The 14530-nt window shown below is 36.8% G+C and carries 11 protein-coding genes and 1 tRNA gene; 9 read left to right on the top strand and 3 right to left on the bottom strand.

Features of this window, described 5'->3' with window-relative positions; genetic code table 11:
* Positions 1–22: 22 nt before the first annotated feature.
* Both ABMY35_RS01020 and ABMY35_RS01015 read right to left on the bottom strand, forming a co-directional pair.
* Positions 23–898, bottom strand: coding sequence for a TIGR03899 family protein (locus ABMY35_RS01020; protein WP_349284652.1), 876 nt, complete (start codon positions 896–898; stop codon positions 23–25).
* Complete coding sequence (locus ABMY35_RS01015; RefSeq protein WP_349284651.1) at positions 895–1281, bottom strand: hypothetical protein; 387 nt, start codon at positions 1279–1281, stop codon at positions 895–897. The genes ABMY35_RS01020 and ABMY35_RS01015 overlap by 4 nt, the downstream gene beginning before the upstream one ends.
* 388 nt (positions 1282–1669) lie before the next feature.
* Here ABMY35_RS01015 and ABMY35_RS01010 point away from each other — a divergent pair, with 388 nt between their 5' ends.
* Positions 1670–3862, top strand: a complete 2193-nt coding sequence (locus tag ABMY35_RS01010) for an EAL domain-containing protein (RefSeq protein WP_349284650.1) — start codon at positions 1670–1672, stop codon at positions 3860–3862.
* A 308-nt stretch (positions 3863–4170) separates the two neighbouring features.
* Here the strand turns inward: ABMY35_RS01010 and ABMY35_RS01005 are convergent.
* Positions 4171–4246 (bottom strand) — tRNA-His (locus tag ABMY35_RS01005).
* Positions 4247–4420: 174 nt separating this feature from the next.
* On the opposite strand from ABMY35_RS01005, the gene ABMY35_RS01000 reads away from it, so the two are divergent.
* The 8 genes from ABMY35_RS01000 to ABMY35_RS00965 all read left to right on the top strand — a co-directional run bounded on the left by ABMY35_RS01000 (position 4421) and on the right by ABMY35_RS00965 (position 14417).
* Complete coding sequence (locus tag ABMY35_RS01000; protein WP_349284649.1) at positions 4421–5236, top strand: mechanosensitive ion channel domain-containing protein; 816 nt, start codon at positions 4421–4423, stop codon at positions 5234–5236.
* A gap of 18 nt (positions 5237–5254) precedes the next feature.
* Positions 5255–6031, top strand: a complete 777-nt coding sequence (locus ABMY35_RS00995) for a DUF481 domain-containing protein (RefSeq protein WP_349284648.1) — start codon at positions 5255–5257, stop codon at positions 6029–6031.
* A 125-nt stretch (positions 6032–6156) separates the two neighbouring features.
* On the top strand, positions 6157–8760 hold the full coding sequence (locus ABMY35_RS00990) for an SLBB domain-containing protein (protein WP_349284818.1): 2604 nt from the start codon (positions 6157–6159) through the stop codon (positions 8758–8760).
* Positions 8761–8776: 16 nt separating this feature from the next.
* The gene (locus ABMY35_RS00985; RefSeq protein WP_349284647.1) at positions 8777–9712 is read left to right on the top strand and encodes a Wzz/FepE/Etk N-terminal domain-containing protein; all 936 of its coding nucleotides are present in this window, start codon (positions 8777–8779) and stop codon (positions 9710–9712) included.
* A gap of 16 nt (positions 9713–9728) precedes the next feature.
* A complete protein-coding gene (gene wecA / locus ABMY35_RS00980; RefSeq protein ID WP_349284646.1) occupies positions 9729–10778 on the top strand; it encodes a UDP-N-acetylglucosamine--undecaprenyl-phosphate N-acetylglucosaminephosphotransferase in 1050 nt (349 codons plus the stop codon).
* Positions 10779–10803: 25 nt separating this feature from the next.
* The gene (locus ABMY35_RS00975) at positions 10804–12090 is read left to right on the top strand and encodes a hypothetical protein (RefSeq protein ID WP_349284645.1); all 1287 of its coding nucleotides are present in this window, start codon (positions 10804–10806) and stop codon (positions 12088–12090) included.
* Between the two features lie 58 nt (positions 12091–12148).
* On the top strand, positions 12149–13225 hold the full coding sequence (locus ABMY35_RS00970) for a glycosyltransferase family 1 protein (RefSeq protein WP_349284644.1): 1077 nt from the start codon (positions 12149–12151) through the stop codon (positions 13223–13225).
* Positions 13215–14417 (top strand): glycosyltransferase family 4 protein, encoded by a 1203-nt coding sequence (locus tag ABMY35_RS00965; protein ID WP_349284643.1) that lies wholly within the window; start codon positions 13215–13217, stop codon positions 14415–14417. Before ABMY35_RS00970 ends, ABMY35_RS00965 begins: the two co-directional genes overlap by 11 nt.
* Positions 14418–14530: the final 113 nt, after the last annotated feature.

Genomic DNA, 14530 nt, shown 5'->3' with positions numbered 1-14530 from the left:
TTACTGCTTACGACTCTATAACCTAACTCCACTCAAAGCTAAACTCTTCCTGCATTGCTTGCTCTAACAACTGCTTATACTGCTTATTAACCGGTGCGGTGATTAGGCGTTTTAGCTCTTCCCCTGTTTGAGTCAATTTGTAATAACTTAAGACCAACTCACTGCTCTTGGCTGTAAGCGTTAATTTCTGACCTTGAAAACTTAAACTAAAACTCTGCCCTTGCTTCAGGCTTGGGGACTCTATTTCTTTTCTGTACATTAAGCCAATATCCATCAAGGTGAGAATATTGGGAAAGCTCAAACCTGACTGGGCTAAATTAATAGATTCTTTATTTCCTTTACGTAAAAGATCAAAGAAAGACGGTTTCTTATAGTGGCCCAGCATAATAAGGTAGCTTCCTTCATACTCAACAAAACCGCATAAAGGCGCGCATTTTTGTAATGCGTTGGCTTCTTTTTGGGTCATTAGCTTAAGTGTTTGTAGGCTTTTTATTGAAAATGTACCTGGAGATAGGGTTTCACCCACTAAAATTTTAGCCCATAAAGTTTGCATAGCCTGATTGGTAATGTCTTCAGCAAGCGCAATAAAATGTTCGAGCCAGTCGGGATCTGGGCGACCCTTGCTGATCACATCTGGGCATAAACTTAAGGCACCAGCCATAATGGCTTCAATATTAATTTGTCGCTGTATTTTTTGTAGTTGCTGCCTTTTGAGTGCGCGTTTGAGTGCAGAGTTATTCGATTGAACAGAGTACTCGACGGTGCGCTTTCCTTGTGCTGAGTATTCAGATTGGTCAGATGTTTTTTTAAAAGACGCTTTCTTTACCATTGGGTAACCAAGCTTTTCTTCAATCAGCAAAGCAAGGCTTGCTTTAGAATTCGCTTTTTTTACTGTCATTGAATGTCCTTATCAGCAAGTTGAATATGTGAACGTAAATTATTTATGCTGGAAGTAAACATTTTATCGGCCAGTGAACGAATATATAAAACAATAACCCCCCCGCTCAACGTAGAATGAATGGTGCCTTTCAATGAGTGGTTGATAGTTAATGTATGCTCATTGTGAATGAGGCTTACGTTTCCAAGCAATGCATGTTCATTATTGACCAAGATAGAATACTGTAGGTGGCTTTGAGATACTTCAGTAATAGTAACCTCAATATTGGCACTCGAGGTTTGTAAAAATACATTTGCGCCTAAAGTATTGCTTGGAGATGAAATATCAATACTGAGCTTTGAACTGAACTTATCCCACGCCATAAGCTTAGGCCAGTGTTTCAAGTCAAATAAGAGAGGCCTTACTTGTTTATCAGAGCCCTTGAGGTCACTTGTTTGCTGAATACTAAAATGCCGTGGTAAAAACACCAGTACCAGAAGCACAAGCACCATGGTTAGTAAGCTAAACTTTAACGTTTTGGCACGAATAGAAATAACGGCACTCCTAGAATGATATTGGCTGGTTTTACTTTTATTTCGATAAGATAGTCTATACTAATTCAATGACCTAAATAAATAAGTTGCAATTAAGCAATTGATGTTGAAGTCATTAGGGTTTACCTCAGCTAACAATTAAGATATACCTTAAAGCAAGCGAACATACCCACTTCATTTACGTTTTATTAAAAATAATAAAACTTTAACTCAAGCGGTAGAAGTTGAAGGAATTTGAATGGCGTCTGAGCAAGATGACTTTTTGTTTTTAGATCATGAAGATGATACACCAGAAAATAACGAGCCACAGGGCTTTTGGGATATTCTGGTTGTTGACGATGATCCTGAAATACACTCTGTGACTAAACTTGCTTTATCTGGCGTTGAGTTTTGGGGCAAGGCGTTGCGCTTTCATCATGCTTATTCTGGTGAAGAGGCGATTAACGAGTTAATCCAGCATCCAGAAATATGCTTATTACTGCTTGATGTGGTGATGGAGTCAGACGATGCTGGTCTTAAAGTTGTCAAAAAAGTTCGAGACGATCTCGATAATCATAATGTTCGAATTATTCTAAGAACAGGTCAGCCAGGTCATGCACCTGAAGAACAGGTTATTCGTGAATACGACATCAATGACTACAAAATGAAAACAGAGCTTACGCGAAGTAAGCTAGTGACGTCATTAATGACCGCTTTGCGTTCTTTTCAACAGATATGTGAGTTAGAAGCTCAAAGTGAAGGATTAACGAATATTTTAAGTGCCTCCAATGCGATTTTAGGGCACAACAACATTAGTGGCTTTAGTCAGGCTGTGGTGATGCAGTTAGCTAATATTTTAGCGAATGACGCCAATGGCTTTGTGTGTGCTCAAGTTTCAGGTACTAATTCATTGGTTTTGTTAGGTGGCACAACGCAATATCACGAGTTTATAGGGCAAGGTGTTGAGCAACTCGATAATGGCCGTGCGATTATGCAGGTCAAAACTTGCATTGAGCAGCAATGTCATCAACAAACAGAACATGACCTCACGTTATTCCTTGAAAAAAATAATGAACAAGCGGCGATTTTTATAGAATTAGCTTTGCCTCCAATGGCGCGGCAAATTCAATTTGCGGAGATACTCTTAGCCAACGTCAGTGTGGGTTTAGATAATATTAAGCTATTCAGCCAGATCAGAGAAGTTGCATATAAAGATCCCTTAACAAAGCTAGCAAATCGCACTAGCTTTGTAGAGCGCTTAGAGAAAAACCCTTGTGACGACGGCTTATCTTTAATTTTGTTAGACATTGCTCAGTTCTCAGATATCAATAATGGCTTAGGACAAGAAGTAGGAAATCAGTTATTGATGGCTGTGATGCATCGCCTAGAGCAAGATATTCCTAACGCAAAAGCCTTAGCTAGAATTGGCGCTGATGTTTTTGCATTTTTACTACCGACCAGCTCTTTGAATGAAGAGTTACTCGTTGATGCCCTAACTATTCCTTATCAGTTAAAAGAGCATTTATTGTCTATTCACTTTCATATTGGCTTATGTAAATGTGAAGACTTCAGTGACACAGGTCTAGAAACCTTAAAGAAAGGGTATATAGCGCTTAACCAAGCAAAGCAGAGTCACAAGGTTTTTGATTGGTATACACCAGACTTAGAAGAAAAAATGGCATGGCGTTTAGGTTTGATCAGGCAATTAAGAAGTGACTTTGAGCAACACAAATTAGAAGTCTGGTACCAGCCACAATTTTCTCTGAAAACGCAGCAAATTATAGGTTGTGAAGCGTTATTACGCTGGCCATCGGGGAATGGGCGCTATATTTCCCCTGGTATTTTTGTGCCACTGGCTGAAAGCTCAGGTTTGATTGTTGAAATAGGGCAATGGGTACTCGAGCAAGCTTGTCAGCAGCAAAAACGTTTTGCTCAATTAGGGCTGGATATTTGTGTTGCTGTAAACGTGTCGGTGCCTCAATTTAAAACGCCTGATTACGCTAAAACAGTGATTAATACTCTAGAGCAATATCAGGTGCCAAGTAGCAAAATAGAGCTTGAGGTCACTGAAAGTGTTGTGATGGACGAAATTGGAAGCGTCATCGATACGTTAGACGAGTTAAAACGTTATGGTATTGAAGTGGCCATCGATGACTTTGGTACTGGTTTTTCTTCGCTAAGCTATTTACAGAAGCTGCCTTTATCTCGCCTCAAAATCGATAGAGCTTTCGTTAAAGACATTCCTGAGAGCGATACTGGCGCGATCGCCGAATTAATCGTATCCCTTGGTAAAAATCTCGGTTTGAAAACCATTGCTGAAGGCGTTGAAACGCAAGTTCAGTTAGAGCGTTTACAGCAAATGGGCTGTGATGAAATTCAAGGCTTCTTACTCGGTAAGCCAATGCCGGTTGATGAACTAATGCTGTTTGCTCAGAATAAGCTTGGCTCTTAGGTTTTACTTTCAACCCTTATTTTTAAATTATCGAAAAAATTAAAGGGTACACTTTTAATGTAGGTCATCATTTATGGCGACAATATTAACTATTTGCGAGCTGTAACTGATTTATGATTTAAAGACAGGTAAAGAAGAGCTTTCATATTCTCAAAAAGGTTTTTGCTTATTTAGAGTTTACGCTTACAGGCCATCGTTTATGGCAACAAGAAAATCAGTGTAATACTTTGATGAAATTGATAATTAAAAAAGATGAGAATTAGAAACTTTAAGTAAGATTCTTGAATCTGAAAACACAGAAGAGAAGATGGGGCGACTGATGGGGCTCGAACCCACGACAACCGGAATCACAATCCAGGGCTCTACCAACTGAGCTACAGCCGCCGCAATACCACCTTGTTTGGTGTGGCGCGCATAATACATAAAAAAACTTGGCTTGCAAAGCATAAATTCGATTTTATTTAAATTTAATGAAAAAGTACTTTTTCATAAAGGTAAAGTTCATATTCAGCATGTATAATGCGCAAAATTCACTCATCAAAAAATTAAGGAGAGTGCATGGACGTTCTAATCAACTGGATCAACGAAAATTCAGATCTAATTACTCACTATATTTTGCAAGGCATTTTAGCCATCGTAATTCTACTATTAGGATTAAAGGTCGCTAAGTTCTTTGGTAATTTTACCGAAAAAGCATTTGCAAAAAGAAAAATTGATAAAGCGGTTGCCGGTTTTATCTCAAATATCGTCTATGCGCTGGTATTCGCTGCGACGGTATTAATGGCCTTATCGCAAGTTGGTATCGAAACCACATCGTTCGTTGCCATCTTAGGTGCTGCAGGTTTAGCCGTTGGTTTGGCACTTCAAGGATCACTATCTAATTTTGCTTCTGGTGTGTTAATAATCATTCTTCGCCCGTTCAAGTCTGGTGACTATATTGAAGCCGGCGGCAAAGCGGGTAGCGTTGAACGTATAGAGATATTTGCAACAGAATTACGCACTCCAGATAATAAAGTCATTATCATGCCTAATTCAGCAATCATGGGGGGCGCTATTGTTAATTATTCTCGCCAAAAAACTCGTCGTATCGATTTAGTTATCGGTGTGAGTTATGACGCTGACCTTCGCCAAGCAAAAGAAGTATTAAAGAGTGTACTAGACAAAGAGTCTCGCATATTAAAAGATCCAGCCTATACTGTTGCTGTTTCTGAATTAGCTGATTCAAGCGTAAACTTTGTTGTGAGACCTTGGGTAAATACAACAGAGTATTGGCCAACTTATTTCGACCTAATCGAAAATATTAAGATTGCGTTAGACGAAGCGAATATTGCTATCCCATATCCACAAATGGATGTTCACCTACATAAAGATTAATTACAGGGTAATCTATAAATGAAATTAAAACTTTTATCTCTTTGCGTTATTGCAGCAACCTCTTTTCAAAGTTTCGCAGAAGAAGCTGAAGAGCAGAAAACATGGGATGTAACAAGTGAAGTAGGTGCGATTATCACCAGTGGTAACACCTCAACGACTACACTTAAAGGTGGCATCAAAGCAAAGCATCACTTAGAAAACTGGAACAACGAATACAAGCTAGATGGCATCTATAAAGAAGATGAAATTGACAATGATGCGGGCGAGCGCGAGAAAAAACGTACCAATGAAAAGTATTCAGTATCAGCGCAAGGTAACTATAAGCTAAATGAAGATCATAGCCATTTATTCGTCTATGGTTCATATGATTCAGATTACTTTGGTGCGTACCGTAATGAAGCAGTATTATCAATTGGTTACGGCCTTCGCTTGCTTAATCGAAGTGATATGTATTTGAATGCTGAAATTGGTCCTGGTATCAAACGCTTTGAAGAGCAAAAGAAATTTGATGAAAATGGTGTGCGTTTACCAACTGTGACAGACAATGAAGCAATTGGCGTTGCTAAGTTAGATTATAACTGGCAGATCTCAGACAACGCGCGTTTCACACAATTAGTCGCAGTTGAATACGGTGATACCAACACAAAAACAGTATCAGAATCTGCGCTATTGACAAAAATCAACGGCTCACTACAGATGAAATTTGCATATAACGTCACGCACAACTCTGATGTAAGTGATGATAAAGAAAATACAGATACTGAAACGTCTTTAACATTAGTTTACAGCTTTTAACATACCATTGTCGTAAACTTGTAATATAGAAAAAAAAAGGGGCTTCAGCCCCTTTTTCTATGTATGGTAATTCGTGTAGAATATGCAATCTTTTTGGCCATAGCTTATAGGATTTAAGTTTGAATATGTTTTTTAAACGTGTTTTTGTATTGATTTTAATGCTTTTTTCGAGCGTTTCTCTGGCATTTACACCAACCCAAGCACAAATAGAACAGTTTAAAAAATTACCAAAAGCTCAGCAAGAAGCCCTTGCTAAGCAATATGGTATCAATTTATCTTCTTTAACTAGTGTATCACAGCAGTCTCAAGCGAAGATGCAAACACAACCTTCGGTGTCTGAACGTGAGTCTGGCAGTTCTGAAAAAGAAAATGAAGCTGAACGCTTAAATCCGATTGATGAACCACTTAAACCGTTTGGTTATAACCTTTTCTCAGGTACTCCAACAACGTTTGCTCCGCCTGAAAATGCAGCTGTCCCAGATACCTATGTGCTAGGGAAAGGTGATGTGGTTAATGTTAACTTTTACGGTAAAGAAAGTGTTTCTCATAGTCTAAAAATAGACAACGAAGGTCGTTTATCGATCCCAAACTTTTCACCAGAGCAAGTTGCAGGCCTTAGATACGGTGAGTTTAAAAAATTAATTCAAGAGAAAATCCAAAAAGAAGCAATTGGTTTAAATGTATTCGTTTCAATGTCCCAATTAAATCCAATGCGTATTCTAGTTGTTGGTGAAGCTTACAAACCAGGTAGCTTTATGGTTTCACCACTATCTACAGTAACTCATGCTTTATACGCTTCAGGTGGCTTGACTGACATAGCAAGTTTGAGAAATATTCAAGTAAAGCGAAATGGCAAAACAGTCGCTACTTTAGACTTATACGACCTACTGTTAGATGGTAACACAGAAGGGGATATTAACCTTCGCTCTGGTGATGTCGTGTTTATTCCATCGGTTGGCCCACAAATAACAGTAAAAGGTGCAGTTAAAAGGGAAGGTATTTTCGAATTAACACAAGAAGATGATCAAGCATCACTGATGAAAATGTTTGGTGGTTTTAAAGAAAATGCATTCACTAAAAATGTAGCTGTTCGCCGTATCGTTGATGGTGCTAAAAGTCGAATTGTTTCAGCTGATTTTTCTAACTTTACAAGTGGTTTTAAACCAAAAGCTGGAGATCAACTTACTGTAAAAGAAGTGAGTGAAGTAGTTACAAATTCAGTAACTTTGATCGGTGCGGTTGTCAGACCAGGGTCGTATGAATGGTATGAAGGTATTACCATTGATAAGTTGTTTCTAAACTTCCGAGATGACTTACTTCCTCAAGCCGATTTTAATTACTCAATTATTGTCAGAGAGAAGTCTGCATTAGGTGAAATTGAGGTATTCCAATTTTCGCTTTCTGACGCGCTTCAGAGCAAAAATGTCGCTCTAGAAAAGAATGATGAAATCTATATATTTAGTCGCTTCCAGAAGAAAAATGTTGAAGAATTGGCATTAGAGAACTTAGCACTGACAGAAGAGCAGAAACGTCAACAAGAAAAAGTGAAGTTATGGCATGTTTTTGAGTTCGAACAGTTTAAGAACACAGTTCAACTATCTAATGAGATTTCAAAAAATAAATTTACTAATTTCAATACACCTGAAGATAAAATGTATGCAAGTTTTAGTCGTAAAAAGCTACTAAAACCAGTACTCAAACGCTTAGAGTTTCAAAGCTCTAACCTAACAAAATCACGTATATTAGAAGTACGTGGGCAAGTTCGATTCCCAGGAAAATACCCACTGTCGTGCAACTCAACAGTCGAGAAAGCGATCAAGGCAGCTGGCGGTTTATTAGAATCAGCTTTCACTGAAAAGGCTGAATTAACACGCTTTATTAATACAGAGTCAAGTCTTTTTGAGCATTTGCAAATCGATATTAACGATGAAAAAGTCTTAGCCATGCAATTAGAAGGTAAAGATACATTAAATGTACTCATGCAACCGAATTGGCAAGATGATTACAAGGTGAATCTTGCGGGAGAAGTTCGCTTCCCTGGGACCTACACAGTAAACCGCGGTGAAACTCTATATGATGTTATTGAGCGTGCTGGTGGTCTATCGGCTCATGCAGAACCTAAAGCCGCGATTTTTACTAGGCTAGCTATTAAAAAGCAAGAACAGGCCCAGTTATCAAAACTTTCTGACGAATTAAGAAGAGAAATTGCATCGAAAAGCTTTCAGCAATCTGTAGGTGGTGGAAGCTCAATTAACTATGATGAAATGAGTAGGCTTTTGAGTGATTTGGCTAATGTGGAAGCTGTTGGAAGGTTAGTAATAGATTTACCTGATATTTTGCAAAAAGAAGAGTTTTTAATTTTGCAAGATGGTGACTCTTTATATGTACCAGGTAGACAAGATTCTATTTCAATTATCGGTGAAGTTAATTACTCATCTTCGCATCTGTATAAGGCGGGTGTATCTATTGAACAGTATTTAGAGTTGAGTGGTGGTATCAGAGATCGAGCAAATGAAGAGCAGATATATGTAATCAAAGCAAATGGTGCTGTTTTCATTCCAAAGTCATCAGGGTGGTTCTCTGTAAATTATCAAAGTCAGTTAGAGCCAGGTGACACTATTGTTGTTCCAATGGATCCATCCCATATGGATAACCTAACTCTTTGGAATACCGCAACTCAGATATTCTTCCAGCTAACAGCTGGACTTGCAGCCATTTCGGGGATATAGAGGGACTTAACAAAGTATGACTAATTTAATGGCAAAAGCATCAAGACAAGAAGCTTCAGAATTAGAGTTGACAGAGATAATTAAAATCTTCGCTTATTATAAGTGGCTAATCGTTGCTATCACTTTTCTTGCTAGCGTCGCTGGTGTTGTGTATGCGCTGCAGGTTGAGGATGTTTATAAAGCAGAGGCTACTTTGTCCCCTGTAAAAGAGCAATCGGAAAGCGCAGGTCAATTGGGTCAGTTAGGTGGCCTGGCAAGTTTAGCTGGCCTCAATGTATCCAGTAGCAATAATAAAGTTACCTTAGCGATTGAAAAAATGTCTTCAAGAAGGTTTATTATTAACCTTATAGAAAAGAACAATTTATTGCCTGAACTTTTTGCAGTAAAGTCTTGGAATAAAGAAACAGATACTCTGATATTTGATGATACTATTTTTAATTCAAAGACAATGCAATGGGTTGAAAAGAAGAAACCAAGGCCTAGTTTACAAAAAGCATACTATGAATTTTTGAAAGTTTATAGCGTTAGCCAGGCAAAAAGCTCTGGGCTTGTAAAGGTGAAAATAGAACACATATCTCCATCAGTGGCAAAAAAGTGGGTAGACTTGGTTGTTAGTCAAATAAATGTTGAGATGAAGAATAAAGATGTTCTTGAGGCAAAAAAAAGCATTTCTTTTTTAGAAAAGCAGCTAAAAGAGACTAGCGTGGTTGATATACGCTCATTACTCCATAGCCTTATAGAGGGTCATGTAAGAACAATAATGTTTTCTCAGGCTAGAGATGAATATATTTTGTCTACAATAGATCCTGCGATTATTGAAGAAAGAAAGGTGGCGCCTAATAGAGCTTTTATTGTTGTTTTATTTGTACTTATAGGTGGCTTTTCTAGTTTTATATTGTCTATGTTTCTTTATATTAGAAACAAGCAAAACCTAGTTATGAAATTAAGCTAAACTTGGTGTTTATTTAATGGAAATTTATTCTTTCTTTTTTCTTGTCCTTTCTTTTTTTATTAGCGCAGTTGCTATCGTTTTGATTAATCCACTGGCTAAAAAAGTTGGGTTGGTTGATATACCAAATCAAAGAAAACATCATGTAGGAAGTACTCCTTTAATAGGTGGAGTCTGTATTTATATTGGTGTGCTTATTATTAGTTTGTTATTTCTGAATAATATCGCATCACTAAACGTATATATACTTTCAAGTACTATAATATTAGTTCTAGGAGTGTTAGATGATAAGTTTGACTTATCTGTAAGGTTAAGAATAGTCGTCCAGATATTTTGTGCTTCGCTCATGGTGTTTTATGCGGATGTTTATTTATCATCATTTGGTAATATTCTTGGTGACTTTGAGTTTACATTAAACTCGATGGGGGGCTTTATATCTATTGTTGCAGTGATAGCAGTAATTAACGCTTTCAATATGATGGATGGTATCGATGGGCTTGCGGGGGTTTTAAGCCTGGTCACGTTTTTCTTTCTCGCTGTGATGTTGTTTAGTGTCAATAGTATGTGGGCTGCTTTATGTTTAATTTACATATCTTCTATTTCAGCATTTTTGATCTTTAACTTAAGGTTAAATAAAAAGTACTGCGAGAAAATCTTTATGGGCGATGCAGGGAGTATGCTTATAGGTTTCACTATAGTTTGGTTATTGATAGAAGCCTCTAAAGACAATGTTGGTGCAATTCAGCCTGTTACAGCTTTATATTTCATAGCTATTCCACTCATGGATATGGTTGCGATTATGTACCGTAGATTAAAAAAGAAAAAGTCACCTTTTAAGCCTGATAGAGATCACCTACATCATATATTTGAGCGTGCGGGTTTAAGCAGGAAGAGATCATTGGTTTGGATTTCTATTTTTGCGTTAATTATAGCTTTATTTGGTTCATTCCTTCAGTTCTTTGGTATTCAAGAGTGGGTTAGATTTTATATTTTTATTGGTTTGTTCTTTATTTATAATTACTCATTATCTCATATTTGGCGGATTTTGAGTTGGATAAGAAAGCGTTAAATGCGTTATTTTTACAATCATTACTATGAAGATAAAACTATCTAAAAATAAAGAAGCAATACTTATATTACTCGGTCTTATATCTGTTTATTTTTCCTTGTTACCTGGCTTAGGCGAAACTCAAGCTCTTATATTATTCTCAATTGGGCTACTCACTATTGTAAATCATGTGCTGGATTTCAGCTGGGAGTTTAAGGTAGGTGTTAAACGCTTTTGCATATTTATTTTTTTGTTTTTTTTTATAATCTTATCCTTTAGCTCTGTTGTGTTTTCGAGTGGTGGAGCTTCTGTTTTTATAAAATATTTAATAGCAGGCGTGATTGCATTAGCTTGTTTTAGATACAACCCAAGTGACCACAAAAACTCGTATGTTCCTTTATATTTTTTGCTTGGAATCCTCTTTCTTGGTGTGCTTCAAAGTTTTTTTGGTGCAAAACTATTTTTGCCAATTTATAGTGTTTTTATGCCAAGAGCTATTTTGAGTAGTGACTTAGCTGAAAGAGGGGTTACGATATTGGCCCCAGAACAAAGCTATATGATTCTGATAGTTACTTTGGTGTTTCTAACTTCGTTAGTATCAATGAGAGTTAATAATACAAATAGTAAGTTTCCAACATTGATTGCTTTTCTAGTATTTTTTGTATTGGTGAAGATAATTGGCTCAGCATTAGGTTTTATTATGCTAGTTCTGTTTTTCTTGAGTTATATTTTTCCAAAAGTTGTTATGAAAATGAACTTTTTTGCTACTTTTATTTCTCTTGTTGTGAGTTTTGCTATTTTTAGATATGAACTTTACCCAGAAAGGTTCAACTTTGTAATTGAATTGGTTAATGTAACAAGTCTAAGCTATTTTTTAAGCTTAGTTTCAACTCTGGAGCCCAGTGGTTCTACCAGGCTGATACTGGGGGTGGCTGCTTGGGTCGAAGGAATTGAGAAAGTTTTTGCAATAACTCCTGGCGTAATTGAAAATGAGTGGGCTTCGATTTTAAAGGCGCAAGGTTACTACTTCCTCGAAAATCACGAGGTACTTGGGCGTCAGTATATAAATGAAATTCCATCTACTCCACAAACGTTATTTTATTCGTTACTAGGTGATTATGGTATAGTTCCTTCAGTAATCTTCTTAGTGTTGATATTTAGAATGCTGACGTATTCCAGTGCATTATTTAAGGATATTTTATTCTATTTTATCTTGTCGTATATATTTATTGTTCTTTTTTATCAGAGTGGACTAACTAGTCCTTTTTTATTCTTAGCTGTTTCATTATTAGTTCATTATTCAAAGTTTTTAAAGCAGCAGAATAGAGATTAATTTCATTTATGTATCAGTGTTTAGTTTTAATGTCTATTTAGGTAAGGGGGGACTTAAAATGAAGGTAGGAATTGACGCACGTTGGATGGTTGGGAAGTATAGAGGTATGGGTAAGTTTGCTTGGCAGCTGATCAATCCGGTTAAAGACTCCTCCATTGCATACGTTACGCGTAAACAACAAAGTTCAAAGTTAACAACGGTTAAATCTGGTCACAGTTTTTTCCCTTATTGGGAGCAATTAGTGCTTCCTTGGTTAGCAAAAAGACATTCATTAAGTCATTTGGTCTGCCCCTATAATACAGCCCCTATTTTTTTAAATAAAAATACGAAGTTAGTTGTGGTGGTGCACGACTTAATATTTATGAGAAGCTTCAAAGAATTACCCTTATCTCAATCTATATACCAGTCTTTAGGTAGGCTTTACAGAATGTTTGTAGTGCCATTAATCATCAATAAGGCTGATACGATTATTACTGTCTCTGAATACACAGCTGAAGAGATCAGACGAGACTATGGTGACAATTTAAAAGTATTCGTTATTCCTAATTCAATACCCTCAAAGTGGTTAGACTCTCAAGTATTAGACTTGAAAGAACGAAGTAATTATATATTAACGGTGGCAGGGGATTCACCTAGTAAAAACTTAGATAAGGTCATAACTGCCTTTTCACAGTCGGATACGGCCGAAAAAATGAACACTAAGTTATTAGTGGTGGGAATTAGAGCTGACGGTCATAAAAAATACGAGAAATTAATAGAGTCACTGGGTATGTCTGGGCGAGTAGAGTTTATTGATTTTGTCGATGAGTCAGAATTAATAAAATTGTATAGTTATGCAAAAGGGTTTGTATTTGGTTCTTTATTTGAAGGTTTCGGTATCCCACTTCTAGAAGCAATGTCTAGAGGCACTCCCATAGCATGTAGTAACACAACTTCAATGCCAGAAGTTGTGGGTAATTCGGCATATTTGTTTGACCCTAAATGTACAAAGTCTATGAGTCAAAATATTGATTACATATTAAATTGCAATAACCAATCCCGTGTTAATTTGGGCTTAGAGAGAGTTAAGCAGTTTACAGAAGAAAATATTCAATGTCAGTTTGAAAAATTATGGAGTAAACTTGATGATAAATAAACAAAAAATATTGGTTGTTACTCCTAGGTTTCCGTATCCAGTTATTGGAGGTGATAGACTTAGAATATATCAAATATGTAAATACTTGAGTTCAAAATATGATTTGCATTTAGTTAGTATATGCGAGCAAAAAGAAGATCTGGATTACCAAGTACCGGATGATAAAGTTTTTACTTCGATTGATAGGTACTACTTACCGAAATGGAAGTCTTACTTGAAAACCGCTTGGGGAGTACTAAATTTCTCCCCTCTGCAGGTAGCATATTACAAAAGCGCTGGCTTTAAAAAACTTGTTGATAAACACATCAAGAGTGCTGATTTAGCTTTATGTCATTTAGTTAGAACTGCAAAGTATATAGAAGGGCATGATATACCCAAGGTTCTGGAAATGACGGACGCGATTTCTATGAACTATGATCGTGTTGCCAAAATATCTAAAACTTCGGGGATTATGAATTTTATTTATTCAGTCGAAAGAAAGCGTTTGAGAGCATTTGAATTGGGCTGTATAGATAATTTTGACTATTCAGTTTTAGTTAGTGATATAGATAAAAGTTACCTATTGCCTAATGGAGGAGCAAACAAAGACAAAGTCATTGTTAGCTCAAATGGTGTTGATACAGACTTTTTGAGTTATGACTTTTCACACAACTCAAAAACCATCATTTTCATTGGAAACTTATACTCTGTTCAGAACCTTGATGCCGCAGTTTGGTTTGCAGAACATGTCATGCCGCTACTTTTAAGTAAAGGAAACTATAAGTTTAAAGTTATTGGTAGAATCAAAGAAAAAGATCGAGTTAAGTTCAAAAATTTCAAAGGTGTTGAGCTTACAGGTGCTGTGGACTCAATACCATGTGAAGCAAGAGGCTCTTTGGCTGCAGTCTGTCCAGTGAGGCTTGCAGCAGGTGTTCAGAATAAAATCTTAGAGTATATGTCATTGGGCGTGCCTACTATCACCTCATCTATCGGGTTAGAAGGAATTAATGCCCAACCAGGAAAAGAGCTGCTAGTGGCTAATAAACCTGAAGAGTATGTTGCCGAAATCGAGAAATTGTATTTTGACGAACCATTTTCTGAAGGTATTTCAATCGCTGCTCGTAGTTTTGTCGAAAGTGAGCATTCTTGGGATTCTCAGTTATCGAACATAGGCGATGTATTTAACTCACTAGAAATTAAACCTGTGAAGTGACTAGTGTACTTAAGTTGAAAGATAATGAGCAATTTTTATTACCAAAGCATAGGCTGAGCGAACACGTGGAATTTAAAGTTAAAAATTTATGCTTCTTTAAATGTGTCATTGTT

This window comes from Pseudoalteromonas sp. BZB3, assembly GCF_040104455.1.
Classification (GTDB): Bacteria; Pseudomonadota; Gammaproteobacteria; order Enterobacterales; family Alteromonadaceae; genus Pseudoalteromonas.
The sequence above is the reverse complement of the archived record's forward strand: the minus strand, read 5'-3'. Positions and strand labels throughout refer to the sequence as shown.